Source organism: Micromonospora phytophila, from assembly GCF_023656545.1.
In the GTDB taxonomy this organism is placed as follows: domain Bacteria; phylum Actinomycetota; class Actinomycetes; order Mycobacteriales; family Micromonosporaceae; genus Micromonospora; species Micromonospora phytophila.
This window is the reverse complement of record NZ_JAMOKF010000127.1, coordinates 1-13,596: the sequence shown is the minus strand read 5'-3', so window position 1 is coordinate 13,596 and position 13,596 is coordinate 1. Positions and strand designations below refer to the sequence as shown.

The 13,596-nt window shown below is 74.1% G+C and carries 14 protein-coding genes and 2 pseudogenes; 12 read left to right on the top strand and 4 right to left on the bottom strand.

The genetic code is table 11. The annotated features are described in order from the left end of the window. Nucleotides 1–308, top strand: a pseudogene (locus NCC78_RS16720) (hypothetical protein); the annotation flags it as partial. Nucleotides 309–312: 4 nt separating this feature from the next. Here NCC78_RS16720 and NCC78_RS16715 read toward each other — a convergent pair. Continuing rightward, nucleotides 313–1,263 carry a DUF389 domain-containing protein gene (locus NCC78_RS16715; protein ID WP_250795509.1) on the bottom strand — a complete coding sequence of 317 codons (951 nt, stop codon included), beginning with the start codon at nt 1,261–1,263 and terminating at the stop codon, nt 313–315. Nucleotides 1,264–1,522: 259 nt separating this feature from the next. Between NCC78_RS16715 and NCC78_RS16710 the strand changes: the two genes are divergently transcribed. From NCC78_RS16710 to NCC78_RS16690, 5 genes and pseudogenes are all read left to right on the top strand, one after another. Further along, nucleotides 1,523–2,200, top strand: a complete 678-nt coding sequence (locus NCC78_RS16710) for a sugar transferase (protein ID WP_284706311.1) — start codon at nt 1,523–1,525, stop codon at nt 2,198–2,200. Nucleotides 2,201–2,413: 213 nt separating this feature from the next. Next, entirely contained in the window at nt 2,414–3,562 is a 1,149-nt protein-coding gene (locus NCC78_RS16705) for a DegT/DnrJ/EryC1/StrS family aminotransferase (RefSeq protein ID WP_250795508.1), read from the top strand. Further along, nucleotides 3,559–4,203, top strand: coding sequence for a NeuD/PglB/VioB family sugar acetyltransferase (locus NCC78_RS16700; RefSeq protein ID WP_250795506.1), 645 nt, complete (start codon nt 3,559–3,561; stop codon nt 4,201–4,203). Before NCC78_RS16705 ends, NCC78_RS16700 begins: the two co-directional genes overlap by 4 nt. A gap of 83 nt (nt 4,204–4,286) precedes the next feature. Next, a pseudogene (locus NCC78_RS16695) lies at nt 4,287–4,946 on the top strand (ABC transporter permease); the annotation flags it as partial. Next, nucleotides 4,946–6,019, top strand: coding sequence for an ABC transporter ATP-binding protein (locus NCC78_RS16690; protein WP_250795505.1), 1,074 nt, complete (start codon nt 4,946–4,948; stop codon nt 6,017–6,019). The pseudogene NCC78_RS16695 and the gene NCC78_RS16690, both read left to right, overlap by 1 nt. Before the next feature lie 82 nt (nt 6,020–6,101). Here the strand turns inward: NCC78_RS16690 and NCC78_RS16685 are convergent, their stop codons facing one another. After that, nucleotides 6,102–7,322, bottom strand: coding sequence for a S8 family peptidase (locus NCC78_RS16685; RefSeq protein WP_308220914.1), 1,221 nt, complete (start codon nt 7,320–7,322; stop codon nt 6,102–6,104). 189 nt (nt 7,323–7,511) lie between these two features. On the opposite strand from NCC78_RS16685, the gene NCC78_RS16680 reads away from it, so the two are divergent. Both NCC78_RS16680 and dtd read left to right on the top strand, forming a co-directional pair. After that, the gene (locus tag NCC78_RS16680; protein ID WP_250795504.1) at nt 7,512–8,996 is read left to right on the top strand and encodes a DUF7782 domain-containing protein; all 1,485 of its coding nucleotides are present in this window, start codon (nt 7,512–7,514) and stop codon (nt 8,994–8,996) included. Nucleotides 8,997–9,216: 220 nt separating this feature from the next. Beyond that, nucleotides 9,217–9,639, top strand: coding sequence for a D-aminoacyl-tRNA deacylase (gene dtd, locus NCC78_RS16675; protein ID WP_250795503.1), 423 nt, complete (start codon nt 9,217–9,219; stop codon nt 9,637–9,639). A gap of 123 nt (nt 9,640–9,762) precedes the next feature. Here the strand turns inward: dtd and NCC78_RS16670 are convergent, their stop codons facing one another. Further along, a complete protein-coding gene (locus NCC78_RS16670) occupies nt 9,763–10,551 on the bottom strand; it encodes a sporulation protein (protein ID WP_250795502.1) in 789 nt (262 codons plus the stop codon). 264 nt (nt 10,552–10,815) lie between these two features. On the opposite strand from NCC78_RS16670, the gene sigB reads away from it, so the two are divergent. From sigB to NCC78_RS16650, 4 genes are all read left to right on the top strand, one after another. After that, nucleotides 10,816–11,832 carry an RNA polymerase sigma factor SigB gene (gene sigB, locus NCC78_RS16665; RefSeq protein ID WP_372495144.1) on the top strand — a complete coding sequence of 339 codons (1,017 nt, stop codon included), beginning with the start codon at nt 10,816–10,818 and terminating at the stop codon, nt 11,830–11,832. Nucleotides 11,833–11,954: 122 nt separating this feature from the next. Beyond that, a complete protein-coding gene (locus tag NCC78_RS16660) occupies nt 11,955–12,389 on the top strand; it encodes an ArsR/SmtB family transcription factor (RefSeq protein WP_250795501.1) in 435 nt (144 codons plus the stop codon). Next, nucleotides 12,386–12,892, top strand: a complete 507-nt coding sequence (locus tag NCC78_RS16655) for an SRPBCC family protein (RefSeq protein WP_250795499.1) — start codon at nt 12,386–12,388, stop codon at nt 12,890–12,892. The genes NCC78_RS16660 and NCC78_RS16655 overlap by 4 nt, the downstream gene beginning before the upstream one ends. Continuing rightward, nucleotides 12,889–13,296, top strand: coding sequence for a VOC family protein (locus NCC78_RS16650; RefSeq protein WP_250795498.1), 408 nt, complete (start codon nt 12,889–12,891; stop codon nt 13,294–13,296). The genes NCC78_RS16655 and NCC78_RS16650 overlap by 4 nt, the downstream gene beginning before the upstream one ends. Nucleotides 13,297–13,389: 93 nt before the next feature. On the opposite strand, the gene NCC78_RS16645 is transcribed toward NCC78_RS16650, so the two are convergent. Next, nucleotides 13,390–13,596, bottom strand: a 207-nt coding sequence (locus NCC78_RS16645; protein ID WP_250795497.1) for an acetate--CoA ligase family protein, incomplete at its 5' end; no start/stop codon positions are given.

Below are 13,596 nucleotides of genomic sequence, written 5' to 3'. Positions count from 1 at the left end.
TCGTCGCCGAGGCGGCCCGGCGGGGGCTGGCCACCACCCGGCTCACCGCCCGGTCCTACGACGGCCGCGGCCGCTACCGAACGCGGCTGCGCGGCTGGTACATCGACCGGGCCCGCACCCGTGCGGTGGACGTCGACGGGCGGTTCCACCTGCTGACCGTGCCGGGCGGTCTGCGCGCCCGGCTGCTCGGCGCCGATCCGGAGCCCGCCCCACCGCCGCTGGTGGTGGGCGCGGGTGGCCGCGACGGCGAGTCGATACCGCTGCGGACGCTGCTCGCCCGCCGGTTGGCGGCCGACGTGAGCCCCTGACCGGTCAGGGGCGCAGAACCGCCCGTCCGGACCGCCGGGCCACCCGCCACCACCAGAGCTGCTGCACGACGAGGGTGAGCAGGCCGGCGAGCACGATGGCGCAGAGGTTGATCAGCAACTGGAGCGCCGAGCCGGCCGCCTCGTGCCACACCCCGTACGCGGCGGCGACGGCCACGTTGGCGGCGGCCGGCACGGTGGTCACCGAGATCAGCACCCCGACCAGGCTGCCGGACTTCTTCGACGTCAGGGAGAGCATGCCGGCCACCCCGGCGAGCACGCCGACCACCCAGGACAGCGCGTCGGGCCGCCAGATGAAGTCGGTCAGCGGCCGCTCGGCCAGCAGCATCTCCCGGCTGACCAGATCGGCGGCGGTCAGCGCCCAGGTGCTGAGCACGGTGGCGGCCATGGCGGCCAGGAAGCCGACCACCAGGGCCTGCACCGACCGGATCATGACCCGGGTCTGCCGGCGCAGCAGCGCCACGCAGAGCGCCGCCAGGGGTCCGAACTCCGGGCCGACCACCATCGCGCCGACGATGAGGATGGGCTGGTCGAGCAGCACGCCGATGCCGGCGATCATGGTGGCGACGACGATCAGCACCAGGTAGGTGGCGGAGAGTTCCGTCTGCTCACCGGTCTTCGCGGCGATCTCGTCCCAGACGACGGCGTCGTCGCCGTGGCCGGGGGCCTCCCGCGCGGCCCGGTCGGCCGCGGTGGAGAGGGTCAGCTCGACGTCGTCGGCGGAGATGCCGCCCCGCGCCTCCACCTCCAACTCCCGCAACCCACGCAGCACCCGGTCGGCGCTCTCGCGTACCACGTCGCAGAGGATCAGGTCGCCCACCGGCTGGCGGGCGGCGCCGGGCAGGACCGCCAGGTGGGCCACCCCCGGGTCGTCGGTCAGCAGGTCCACCACGGCGGTGGAACGGTTCGTCGGCGCGACGATCCTCAGGTGCAGCACGATTCCCCCGCCCTCCCGGCCGGTGCGGCCGTCGAGCACTGTACTGCGGCGCCGTGAGCCGCGCCGGTCGAGCCGACGCGCCCGATCACGCGTGTCCCGGTGCGGGTTCGAGCCGACCCGCCGATCACCCGTGTCCCGGTCCGGGTCCGGGCGGTTGAGCCGGGGGAACCAGCCGGATGTCGCCATTCGCGAGACATGAGCGGTTCATTGCCGTTAGAACGCATTCATGACGTTCCGTCACCCTGGTGGAGGTTCACGCGTGTCGGTGTCTGCTCAGGTGTGCGTGCCCCGCCCCGACCGGGACACCCGCCGGGACCGGGTCAAGCGCGTCATCGACCTCGTCGGCGCGGCGTTGCTGCTGCTGTTGGCGCTGCCGGTGCTCGCGGTGGTGGCCGCGCTGGTCGCCGGCGGGCTGGGCCGACCCGTGCTGTTCCGGCAGTGCCGGGCCGGGCGGCACGGTCGCCCGTTCGAGCTGGTCAAGTTCCGCACGATGCACGCGCCCGACCCGCGCCGGGGACGGACGGCCGACGGCGACCGGCTCACCCCGCTCGGCCGGTGGCTGCGGGCCACCAGCCTGGACGAGCTGCCGACGCTCTGGAACGTGCTGCGCGGCGACATGAGCCTGGTGGGCCCGCGCCCCCTGCTCAACGACTACCTGGACCGCTACTCCCCCACCCAGGCCCGCCGGCACGAGGTGCGCCCCGGCATCACCGGCCTGGCCCAGGTGCGCGGCCGCAACGCGCTGAGCTGGGAGGAGAAGTTCGACCACGACGTCTGGTACGTCGACCACCGCAGCCTCCGGCTGGACCTGAGGATCCTGCTCGAGACCGCGCGCACGGTGCTGCGGCGCGACGGCGTCAACGCCGAGGGGGTGGCCACCGCTCCGGAGTTCGTGGGCAGCCGCGCCCGGCCGGAGCGGGACCGGACCCCGGCCTGATCGCGTTCGTGCCCATTCCTCCTTTGGATCGCCCTTCGGGCGCAGGTGGCAACTTTGTGCCACGAAACGCCTTGGCGCTCCACGATTGAGTGATAGAACCGCTTTGACCGCTTCGGTGGCTTCGCGGGGGGAGGCACTTTTTATGAGACTTGTTCGGCACCGGCCGGCCGGGCCCGGTACCTCTCCGGCGACTCCTGACCCGGAAGGGAACCCATGAGCCGGACCATCCACCTGTCCCCGCCCGATGTCGGGCCGCTGGAGGAGTCCTACCTGATCGCCGCGCTGCGGTCGGGTTGGGTCGCCCCGGTCGGCCCGGACCTCGAAGCGTTCGAACGCGAGGTGGCCGCCCGCGTCGGCACCGGCGGGGCCGTCGCGGTCTCGTCCGGCACGGCCGCCCTGCACCTGGGGCTGCTCGGGGTGGGAGTCGGTCCCGGCGACGCGGTCGTCGTACCCACGCTGACCTTCGTCGCCACGGCGAACGCGGTCCGCTACACCGGCGCGCGGCCGGTCTTCGTCGACTGCGACCCCCGCACCGGCAACGTCGACGTCGCGCTCCTCGCCGACCTGCTGCACGGGCTGCGGGCCGACGGCGAGCGGGTCGCTGCGGTCGTTCCGGTGGACATGTTCGGCAGCTGCGTCGACTACGGCGCGCTGCTGCCGGTCTGTGCCGAGGCGGACGTTCCGGTGGTGGAGGACGCGGCCGAGGCGCTCGGCGCCAGTCACCGGGGACGCCCGGCGGGCTCCTTCGGCCGGGTCGGCGCGCTCTCCTTCAACGGAAACAAGATCATGACCACGTCCGGCGGCGGGATGCTCGTCTCCGACGACGCCGAGCTGCTCGCCCGCGCCCGGTACCTCGCCACGCAGGCCCGCGAACCGGTGCCCCACTACGAGCACCGGGAGACCGGCTGGAACTACCGGCTGAGCAACCTGCTCGCCGCCCTCGGCCGCGCCCAGCTCGTCCGCCTCGACACGATGATCGCCCGCCGCCGGCAGCTGCGCGACCGGTACGCCAAGCTCTTCGCCCCGTTGCCCGGCGTACGGCTGCTCGGCGAGGAGGACACCGCGTCCAACTGCTGGCTGACCAGCATCGTGGTCGACCCGGAACAGGCCGGCTGGCAGGCGGCGGAACTCGGCGCGCACCTCGCGGGCCTGGGCATCGAGACCCGTCCGGTGTGGAAGCCGATGCACCTGCAACCGGTCTTCGCCGGGGCGCGGAGCCTGCTCACCGGCACCGCCGAGCGGCTCTTCGCCCACGGCCTCACCCTGCCCAGCGGCTCCGCCCTGGACGAATCGCAGGTGACCCGCGTGCTCACCGCGATCGACGGGTTCCTGACAGCGCGGACGGGAGTGTCGCCGGCATGACCACGAACCTGGTGATCGTCGGCTGCGGCGGTCACGGTCGGGAGGTCCTGACCATCGTCCGGGCGGCCGACGAGGCCGCCCCGGCGCCTCGCTGGCGGCTGCTCGGCTTCGTCGACGACCGGCCGTCGGAGCGGAACCTCAAGCGGGTGCGGCAGCTCGACACGGAGTTCCTCGGCGGCCTGGAATGGCTGCGCGAGGCGCCCCGGGACACCCACCTGCTCGTCGGCATCGGCGACCCGCGGGTACGTCGGGCGGTGGGGCAGCGGCTCGACGGCTACGGGCTGCCGGCCGCGAGCGTCGTGCACCCGGACGCCACCGTGGGACCGGACCTCGTGCACGGCGAGGGCCTGGTGGTCTTCGCCGGGGCCCGCGTCACCACGAACGTGACCCTCGGACGACACGTGCACCTCAACCAGAACGCCACGGTGGGGCACGACAGCCGGCTCGACGACTACGTGTCGGTCAACCCGCTGGCCGCCGTCTCCGGCGACTGCCACCTGGCCGAGGGGGTGCTGGTCGGGACCACCGCGGCCGTCCTGCAGGGACTGCGGGTGGGCGCCGGCAGCGTGGTCGGAGCCGGCGCCTGCGTGGTGGGTGACGTGCCCGACGGCGTGGTGGTCAAGGGGGTGCCGGCCCGATGAGGAGCGGAACTACCCTCGCCCGCCCGTCCGACGCCGGCGCGGGGGCCGGCGTGGGACGACATGCCGCCGGCCGGGACACCGGGGCCGCCCGCGCACCCGGCGGGAAGCCACCCGGCGGCAGCCTGTCCGCCCTGGCCGGCGCCGCCGCGAGCACCGCCGGCGCGCGGATCGGCTCACTGTTGATCAGCCTCGTCGCCGGGGTGCTCTCCGCCCGCGCGCCCGGCCCGCTGACCACCGTGCTCGACCGGCTGGCGTACCTGGCGCACGCGCTGCCCGGCGTGGTGATCGGGCTCTCGCTGATCTTCTTCGGGATCAACGTGGCGTTCCCGCTCTACCAGACCCGGTGGCTGCTCGCGCTCGCCTACGCCACGCTCTTCCTGCCGCTCGCCGTCGGCGCGGTGGCCGGTGCCGCCGCCCAGTCCCCGCCAGGGCTGGAGGAGGTGGCCCGCTCGCTCGGCCGGGGCCCGCTGGCCGTGCTGCGCACGGTCACCCTGCCGCTGATCCTGCCGGGCATCGGGGCGGGCGCGGCGCTGGTGTTCCTCACCGGCATGAAGGAACTTCCCGCCACCCTGCTGCTGCGCCCGACCGGCACGGACACCCTCGCCACCGAGCTGTGGACCGCCACCGCCGTCGGGGCGTACGCCGCCGCGGCCCCATACGCCGCGCTGCTGGTGGCCATCTCGGCGCTGCCCACCTGGCTGCTGGTCGCCCGCAGCGGACTGCTCGACAAGGAGGACCGGTGATGAGCGAGGTCGTGCTGACCGGCGTGGTCAAGCGGTACGGGTCGGTCACCGCGCTGGCCGGGGTGGACCTGACCGTGCCGGCCGGGCTGCTGACCGCGGTCCTCGGCCCGTCCGGCTGCGGCAAGACCACCCTGCTGCGCTGCCTGGCCGGCTTCGAACGGCTCGACGCCGGGGAGATCCGCATCGACGGCGCCCCGGTCGCCGGCAACGGCCGGCACCTGCCGACCCACCGCCGCCGGATCGCCGTGGTGCCGCAGGAGGGCGCCCTCTTCCCGCACCTGAACGTGGCCGCCAACGTCGGCTACGGCCTGGACCGGGCCGCCCGCCGGGGCGACCGGGTGGAGGAGGTCCTCACCCTCGTCGGGCTCGCCGGCTACGGCGGCCGGATGCCGCACCAGCTCTCCGGCGGGCAGCAGCAGCGGGTGGCGGTGGCCCGGGCGCTGGCGCCCCGACCGTCGGTGGTGCTGCTGGACGAGCCGTTCAGCGCTCTCGACGCGGGGCTGCGCGCCGGGCTGCGGCACGACGTACGCGAGGCGCTGCGCGCCGACGGGGCGACCGGCGTGCTGGTCACCCACGACCAGGGCGAGGCGCTCTCGGTGGCCGACCGGGTGGTGGTGCTGCGCGCCGGCCGGGTGGTCCAGTGCGCAGCCCCGACCACCGTCTACCGGGGGCCGGCCGACGAGTGGGTGGCCGTGTTCGTCGGCGACGCGGAGCTGCTGCCGGCGGTCGCCGAACGCGGCGCGGCCCGGACGGCGCTGGGCACCGTTCCGATCGCCGGGGCGGCCCCGGACGGCCCGGTGACCGTGCTGGTCCGCCCGGAGCAGGTCCGCCTCTCCCCCGGCCCCGGGGCGGTCACCGCGACGGTGCTGCGGCACGACTTCCACGGGCACGACGCGCTGGTCGGGCTCCGGCTCGCCGACGGCACCCGGATCACCGCCCGGATCCTCGACGACGCGACGGCGGTACCGGTCGGGGCGGCCGTCTCGGTGAGCGTGGACGGCGCGGGCCGCGCCTTCCCCGCGGCCGGCGCGGCGACCCCGACCGAACGAGCCGGACAGAGCGTCGCCGCCTGATCCGCCGGCCGGCGACGCCCCGAACCCGGGCACGGACCGCACCCGGCGGACCGCGCGAGGCGGTCCGCCGGGCCGGTCGGGGTCAGTTGACGACGAAGAGCAGGCGGTTCGGCGACCCCGAGCCGGGGTTGGTCACCTTGCCGGTGGTGGCGTTGGTGGTCAGGTAGCTGGCCACCTGCGCCGGGGTGTACGACGGGTTGGCCGAGAGCACGAGGGCGGCGGCGCCTGCCACGTGCGGCGAGGCCATCGAGGTGCCGCTGAGGGTGCTGGTCGCGGTGTCACTGGTCCGGTAGGCCGACAGGATGCTCGAGCCGGGGGCGAAGATGTCCACGCAGGAGCCGTAGTTGGAGAAGGACGACCGGGCGTCGCTGCTGGTGGTGGAGCCGACGGTGAGCGCCGCCGCCGCCCGGGCCGGGGAGTAGTTGCAGGCGTTGGCGCTGGAGTTGCCGGCGGCCACCGCGTAGCTGATCCCGGAGTTGATCGAGTTGGTCACCGCGTTGTCGATGGCGCTGCTGGCCCCGCCGCCGAGGCTCATGTTGGCCACCGCCGGCTTGACCGCGTTGGCGGTCACCCAGTTGATGCCGTTGACCACGCCGGTGGTGCTGCCGCTGCCGGAGCAGTTGAGCACCTTCACCGCGACCAGGCGTACCTGCTTGGCGACCCCGTAGGTGGAGCCGCCGACCGTGCCGGCGACGTGGGTGCCGTGGCCGTTGCAGTCGGTGTTGTTGCTGTCCACCGTGTTGGTGCCCCAGGTGGCCCGGCCGCCGAACTGGGTGTGCGTGGTACGGATGCCGGTGTCGATGATGTACGCCCGGACGTTGGAGGCGGTGTTCGGGTAGGTGTAGGTGCCGCTGAGCGGCAGGTTGCGCTGGTCGATGCGGTCCAGACCCCACGGCGGGTTGGTCTGCGTCGCGGCGGCGGTGACCACCTGGTCCTGCTCCACGTACGCGACGGCCGGGTCGGCGGCCAGCCGGCGGGCCTGGCCGGCGCTCATCTTCGCGCTGAACCCGGTCAACGCGGCACTGTAGACGTCGACCACGCTGGCGCCGTACCGCTCGGCCAGCTTGCCGGCCCGGTCCGGCACGGCGGTGCGGGCGGCGAGGGTGCCGGCGGCGCCGACCGCGTCCGTCTTCAGGACGACCAGGTAGCTGCCGCTGATCGCGGTGGGGGCGGAGGCGCCCCGGATCTCACCGGTGGGCGCCGCCTGCGCCGGAGTCGTGACGGCGACGGAGACGGCCGCGGCGGTGGCGACGACGGCGAACGCCCGGACGAGGCGTCGGCGCGAAACGGACCCTGTTGGCATCATGTGCCTCCCTACCTGCGCGCCCGGTCAGGCTCGTGGCCGGCACGGACGCGCCAACGACGGATGGTGCGCACATGGTAATCCATCGATCGATGAGCGTGATAGGGATGGATATCGATTGATGCTGGTGCCGCCCCCGATGTCCCGGGTGACCCGACCTCTGCCGTCGACACCAGGCAGGATGGCGACGTGGACGGACACGACATGCTGCTCTCCCCCGCCGGGGTCGACGCGCTGCGCACCGCGCTGACCCGGGCCGGATTCACCGCCAACGGCATCGCCAGCCGGCTCGGGCCGCAGGCCACCGGCGGGGTGGCCCGCAACGACTTCCGGGCCGCGCTGCGCGCCACCGAGGACCTCGACCCGCTCGGCACGCTGATCCGGGTGTTCATCTGCGAGCAGACCGAGCCGGAGGAAGCGGTGGCCGCCGCGCTCGCGCCGCTGTCGCTGGAGGAGGCGCTCGCCGGGGGCCTGGTCGAGCGGCACGGCGGCGGGCTGCGGATGGGCCTGGACCTGGAGCCGTACGGGGACGACTGGTGGGTGCTCGCCGACGTGCCGGCCAGCGCCCGGCCCGGCCGCCCGCTGCACGCCGAGCACGTGCTGGGCATCGGCGGGGCGACCCAGACGCTGATCGGCGCGACCGTCCGCCGGCAGGTCGACACCGCGCTGGACCTGGGCACCGGCTCCGGCGTGCAGGCCCTGCACCTGGCCACCCACGCCCGGCGGGTCACCGCCACCGACGTCTCCGCGCGGGCGCTGCGCTTCGCCGCCACCACCGCCGCGCTCAACGGCCAGGACTGGGAACTGCTCCGCGGCGACATGGTCGCCCCCGTCGCCGACCGCCGCTTCGACCTGGTGGTCAGCAACCCGCCGTTCGTGGTCGGCCCCGGCACCACCACCCACGTCTACCGCGACTCCGGCCGGGTGGGCGACTCGATCGGCGCCGAGCTGGCCGCCGCCGCGCCCGGCCTGCTGACCGAGGGCGGGACCATGCAGTACCTGGCGAACTGGGTGCACGTCACCGGCGAGGAGTGGGACGAGCGGGTGGCCGGCTGGTTCGCCGGCACCGGGCTGGACGCCTGGGTGATCCAGCGCGAGGTCGCCGACCCGATGGCGTACGTCAACCTGTGGCTCACCGACGTCGGCGAGGCGGCCGACCCGCAGCGGATGGCCGACTGGCTGGACTGGTTCGACGCGCACAAGGTGGAGGCGATCGGCTTCGGCATCGTCTCGCTGCGCCGGGCCGGGCACGACGACCCGGTGGTCCGCGTCGAGGAGCTGCGCCAGCGGGTGCAGACACCGCTGGGCGACCGGATCGCCGGCTGGTTCGACCGCCAGGACTGGCTGCGCGGACACGACACCGACGGGCTGCTCGCCGCGCGCTACCGGGCCGCCGACGGCCTCCAGCTGCGGCAGGAGGCCACCATGGGCGACGAGGGCTGGGCGGTGGACCGGCAGGTCCTCGCCATGCCGCAGGGGCTGCGCTGGACCGAGGAGATCGACCCCCTGGTGCTGGCCCTGGTGGGCGGCGCCGACGGGCGGCTGCCGCTGCGCGACCAGCTCACCCTGCTCGCCGCCGCGCACGACGTCGCCCCCGAGGAACTGGCCGAGGCGGCCGGCCCGATCGTGGCGCACCTGGTCGAGCGGGGCTTCATCGAGCCGGTGTCCGAGTGACCCGCCCGCCGGTGCACCCGCCCACCCCGAACCCCGGCGACCGGCCCGACACGCACCCGGCCAACCGGGGCCGCACCGACCGGTCCGGAGCGCGCCCGGCCGACCCGAGCCCCACCGACCGGCCCGGTGTCCGCACGGCCGCCCGGAGCCGCGCCGGTCGGGCCGCCGTCGAGCGGCGGCTGGCCGCGGTGTCGCCGGCCGGGCCGCGGAGGGCCGGCTGATGCGGGCGGTGGTGCAGACCGTCGGCCGGGCCGGCGTCACGGTCGACGGCGAGGTGGTCGGCGCGATCGACGACGGGCTGCTGGTGCTGCTCGGGGTGACCCACACCGACACCGTGGAGACCGCCCGGACGATGGCCCGCAAGGTGCACGAGCTGCGGATCCTGGACGACGAGCGGTCCGCCGCCGACACCGGTGCGCCGATCCTGGTGGTCAGCCAGTTCACGCTCTACGGCGACGCCCGCAGGGGCCGGCGTCCCAGTTGGACCGCCGCCGCCCCCGCCGAGGTCGCCGAGCCGCTGGTGACCGAGGTCATCGAGGCGCTGCGGTCCCGTGGCGCCAAGGTCGAGACCGGCCGCTTCCGCGCCCACATGCTCGTCGAGAGCGTCAACGTAGGCCCCCGCACCATCCTCCTCGACCTCTGACCCCTCCCCCTCCCCCCTTTCCGGATTGATCAATAAGTTTGCGTCCAGAACCGGGCCGGATGAGGACGCAAACTTCTTGATCACCGGGGTTGGCGCCCGCCGGGCGGGGCGGGGCGGGGGCGGTCAGCCGAAGAGGCCGCGGCGTTGGAGGGACTGGCGGAGCCAGGCGTCGAGCTGGGCCGCCCAGTCGGTGCGCTCGGCGGTGGCGTGCTCGACGGTGAAGCGGCCGAAGGCGTCCCGGCCCTCGGTGAAGAGGCCGCCCCGCTTGTCGAGTTCCAGCACCACCTGCATCTGCCGCGGATCGGCGATGAAGGTGACCTCGAGCTGGTTGATCGCCCCGGCGTACTGCGGGGCGGGGAGGAACTCGATCTCCTGGTAGAAGGGCAGGCTCTGCCGTACGCCGTAGAGGTGGCCCCGCTCCACGTCGGCCCTGGCGAACCGGAAGCCGAGGCGGAGCAGCGCCTCCAGGATCCGCTCCTGCGCCGGCAGCGGGTGCACCGCCACCGCGTCCAGGTCGCCCTTGTCCACCGCGCGGGCCACCTCCAGCTCGGTACGCAGCCCCATCGTCATGCCGTGCAGGTGCCGCCCGTACAGCTCGGTGACCGGGGTCTCCCAGGGCACGTCGAAGCGGAACGGGATGTCGTGGCGCTGCCCCGGCTCCAGCCGGAACGCGCCGGTCGCGGCCTGCCGGTGGAACTCCTGGGTGGTGTCGTAGTCGTTGTCGCCGCTCTCCACCTCGACCCGGGTGACCAGGCCCAGGGCCACATAGGAGACGTCCACCGGGTGGTCGCCGCCGGCCACGTGGACGGTGCCGGTCAACTGGCCGCCGGGGCGGCAGTCCGGGTTCGCCAGCACGGTTTCCACCGACGGGCCACCGACGCCCATCGCCTGCATGAGCCGCTTGAAGACCACGACGTCCTCCGTTGCCTGATCGAGGTACGCCGACGATGGCCGGCGCCGGTCGGCCCCGCGGGCCGACCGCTGGCACGGTAACCGGAGCCGGCAAGACACCCTCGGCGACGACACGCGTACGCGGTGAAGGCGTCCGACAGCATTCCTGTCGGGTCCCCGATCGCCTCACTCCCGTTTCACGCCCCGCCCGCCAAGCTGTGTGTCACACCGGCACCACTGGGCCGGAGCGACGCGGCACAGACGTGGACACGGGGAGAGACAGAGATGGCCCTGCAGATGATGGAGCACCGGACGCGCCCGGCCGGCACCACCGAGGCCGACACCGCCACCGACGCCCTGACCGACCTGGACGCCACCGACGAGCGCGGCGTCTCCACGGATCTGGTCCGGGCATACCTGAACGGGATCGGCCGCACGAAGCTGCTGACCGCCGCGCAGGAGGTCGACCTGGCCAAGCGGATCGAGGCCGGGTTGTTCGCCGAGGAGAAGTTGACCACCTGCACGCCGGTCTCCGGCGAACTGCGGGCCGACCTGGAGCTGGTCGTCGCGCAGGGCCGGGCGGCGAAGGACCACCTGTTGGAGGCGAACCTGCGCCTGGTGGTCAGCATCGCCAAGCGGTACACCGGTCGCGGGATGGCCTTCCTCGACCTGATCCAGGAGGGCAACCTCGGTCTCATCCGGGCGGTCGAGAAGTTCGACTACGCCAAGGGCTACAAGTTCTCCACGTACGCCACCTGGTGGATCCGGCAGGCGATCACCCGGGCGATGGCCGACCAGGCCCGCACGATCCGCATCCCCGTGCACATGGTCGAGCAGGTCAACCGGATGGTCCGGGCCCGCCGCGAGCTGGCGGTCTCGCTGGGGCGCGAGCCCACCCTCGCCGAGGTCGCCCGGGCGATGGACGTCCCGGAGTTCCAGGTGATCGAGCTGATCTCGTACGACCGGGAGCCGGTGAGCCTGGATCAGGCGGTCGGCGAGGACGGCGAGAGCGCGCTCGGCGACTTCGTCGCCGCGGTCGACCCGGCCGCCGAGCCGGGTGACGCCGCCGCCCAGGGCGAGCTGCGCAACGAGGTGAGCATCGTGCTGGCCACCCTCTCCCAGCGCGAGCAGGCGGTGATCCGGCTACGGTTCGGCCTGGACGACGGCCGGCAGCGCACCCTGGACGAGGTCGGGCGGGAGTTCGGCCTGTCCCGCGAGCGGATCCGACAGATCGAGAAGGTGACCCTGCTGAAGCTGCGGGCCCCGGAGCGGGCGCAGCGCCTGGAGGCGTACGCCTGCTGACATCCCTGAGCCACGCGAGGCCCCGGCGGTTCGCCGGGGCCTCGCGTGCTGAGCGGTTGCTTGACCCGGCGATGGAACCGCGATAGAAACAACTTGGTTATAGAACCAGGAGGTTATGAGCGGTGGGCACCGAACTGCTGGACGCGACCTTCGCCGCGCTGGCCGACCCGACCCGGCGGGCCATCCTCGCCCGGCTGGCCGCCGGCGAGGCGACCGTGACGGAGCTGGCCGCGCCCTTCGCGATGAGCCAGCCGGCCATCTCGAAGCACCTGAAGGTGCTGGAGCGCGCCGGTCTCGTCAGCCGGGGACGGGACGCCCAGCGGCGGCCCTGCCGCCTGGAGGCACGACCGCTGCGCGAGGCCACCGCCTGGCTGGCGGACTACCGCGACTACTGGGCGGAGAGCTATCAGCGCCTCGACGCCCTGCTCGACGAACTCCGGGCCATGGACGCCGACGACTTGGGGACCCCGACCGCCGGCGACGGTGACACCACGGACCGGGACGACGCCCGGAGCCGGACCGCCGGCCGCGACGAGGCCCGGGGCGCCGGTCGGTGACCGGGTTCGACGATCCGCTCGTGGTGCGTACCCCGGGCGACCGGGAGATCGTGCTGAGCCGGGTGTTCGACGCGGCGGCGCCGCTGGTGTTCGCCGCCTTCACCCGGCCGGAGCTGCTGGTCCGCTGGTACGGCGCGCGCGGCTGGCGGTTGGTCGAGTGCGAGGTGGACCTGCGCATCGGCGGGCGCTGGCGCTTCGTGTCGCAGGGCCCGGACGACGCCCGGATGGTCCAGAGTGGGGTGTACCGGCGGATCGAACCACCGGGCCGGCTGGTCTGCACCGAGCTCTTCGACGACCAGTCCTACCCGGGCGAGACCCTGGTCAGCCACGAGTTCACCGAGCTGATCGGGCGGACCACGGTCACCACCACGCTGCGCTACGCCACCGGCGAGGGGCGCGACGCCGTGCTGCGTTACCCGATGACCCGCGGCGTCACCGAGAGCTTCACGCGGCTCGCCGAGCTGCTGCACGGCACAGCGACGACACGAGGAGAGGCACCATGAACTGGACGTTGGAAGTGGTGGTCGTACCGGTCTCGGACGTGGAGCGGGCCAAGGCGTTCTACGCCGACCAGCTCGGCTTCGCCGTCGACCACGACACGGTGATCAGCGAGGACGCGCGGGTGGTGCAACTGACCCCGCCGGGCTCCGGCTGCTCGATCGTGATCGGCAAGGGGATGGTGCCGCAGATGCCGCCGGGCTCGCTCAAGGGGCTCCAACTGGTCGTGCCCGACCTGCACAAGGCCCGGGCCGAGCTGGTCGAGCGGGGCGTCGAGGTCAGCGAGATCCAGGTGTTGGGGGAAAATCCCCGCCCGGTGCCGGACCCGCTGGACAACGTGGGCTTCGTCTTCTTCGCCGATCCCGACGGCAACACCTGGGGTGTCCAGCAGATCTCCGAGCGCGGCTGAGCGGCCGGCGCGGTGGGCGGCCCGTCCGCCGCGCCAGCCCGTCCCCGCGCGGCCCGGCTACGCGACCTGCTCGGCGGCACCCCCCGGGACCGTTCAGAGGCGGCGGGGACCGGTGTCGGGGCGGTCGGCGGCGGCGCCGACCCGGACGGTGGCGTGCAGCACCGAGATGCCGTCCGGGCGGGCGAGCACCGGGTTCAAGGTCAGCGAACGGACCCGGGGCTGCTCGTCGGCGAGCCGGCCGACCCGCAGCAGCAGGTCGGCCAGGGCCGTCCGGTCCACCGCGGCGGCGCCCCGGTGCCC

Excerpts from the sequence above, each read along its gene's own strand:
- NCC78_RS16685 (WP_308220914.1), bottom strand. The coding sequence starts at position 7,322 with ATGCCAACAGGGTCCGTTTCGCGCCGACGCCTCGTCCGGGCGTTCGCC.
- NCC78_RS16690 (WP_250795505.1), top strand. The coding sequence starts at position 4,946 with ATGAGCGAGGTCGTGCTGACCGGCGTGGTCAAGCGGTACGGGTCGGTC.
- NCC78_RS16700 (WP_250795506.1), top strand. The coding sequence starts at position 3,559 with ATGACCACGAACCTGGTGATCGTCGGCTGCGGCGGTCACGGTCGGGAG.
- NCC78_RS16650 (WP_250795498.1), top strand. The coding sequence starts at position 12,889 with ATGAACTGGACGTTGGAAGTGGTGGTCGTACCGGTCTCGGACGTGGAG.
- NCC78_RS16705 (WP_250795508.1), top strand. The coding sequence starts at position 2,414 with ATGAGCCGGACCATCCACCTGTCCCCGCCCGATGTCGGGCCGCTGGAG.
- dtd (WP_250795503.1), top strand. The coding sequence starts at position 9,217 with ATGCGGGCGGTGGTGCAGACCGTCGGCCGGGCCGGCGTCACGGTCGAC.
- sigB (WP_372495144.1), top strand. The coding sequence starts at position 10,816 with ATGGCCCTGCAGATGATGGAGCACCGGACGCGCCCGGCCGGCACCACC.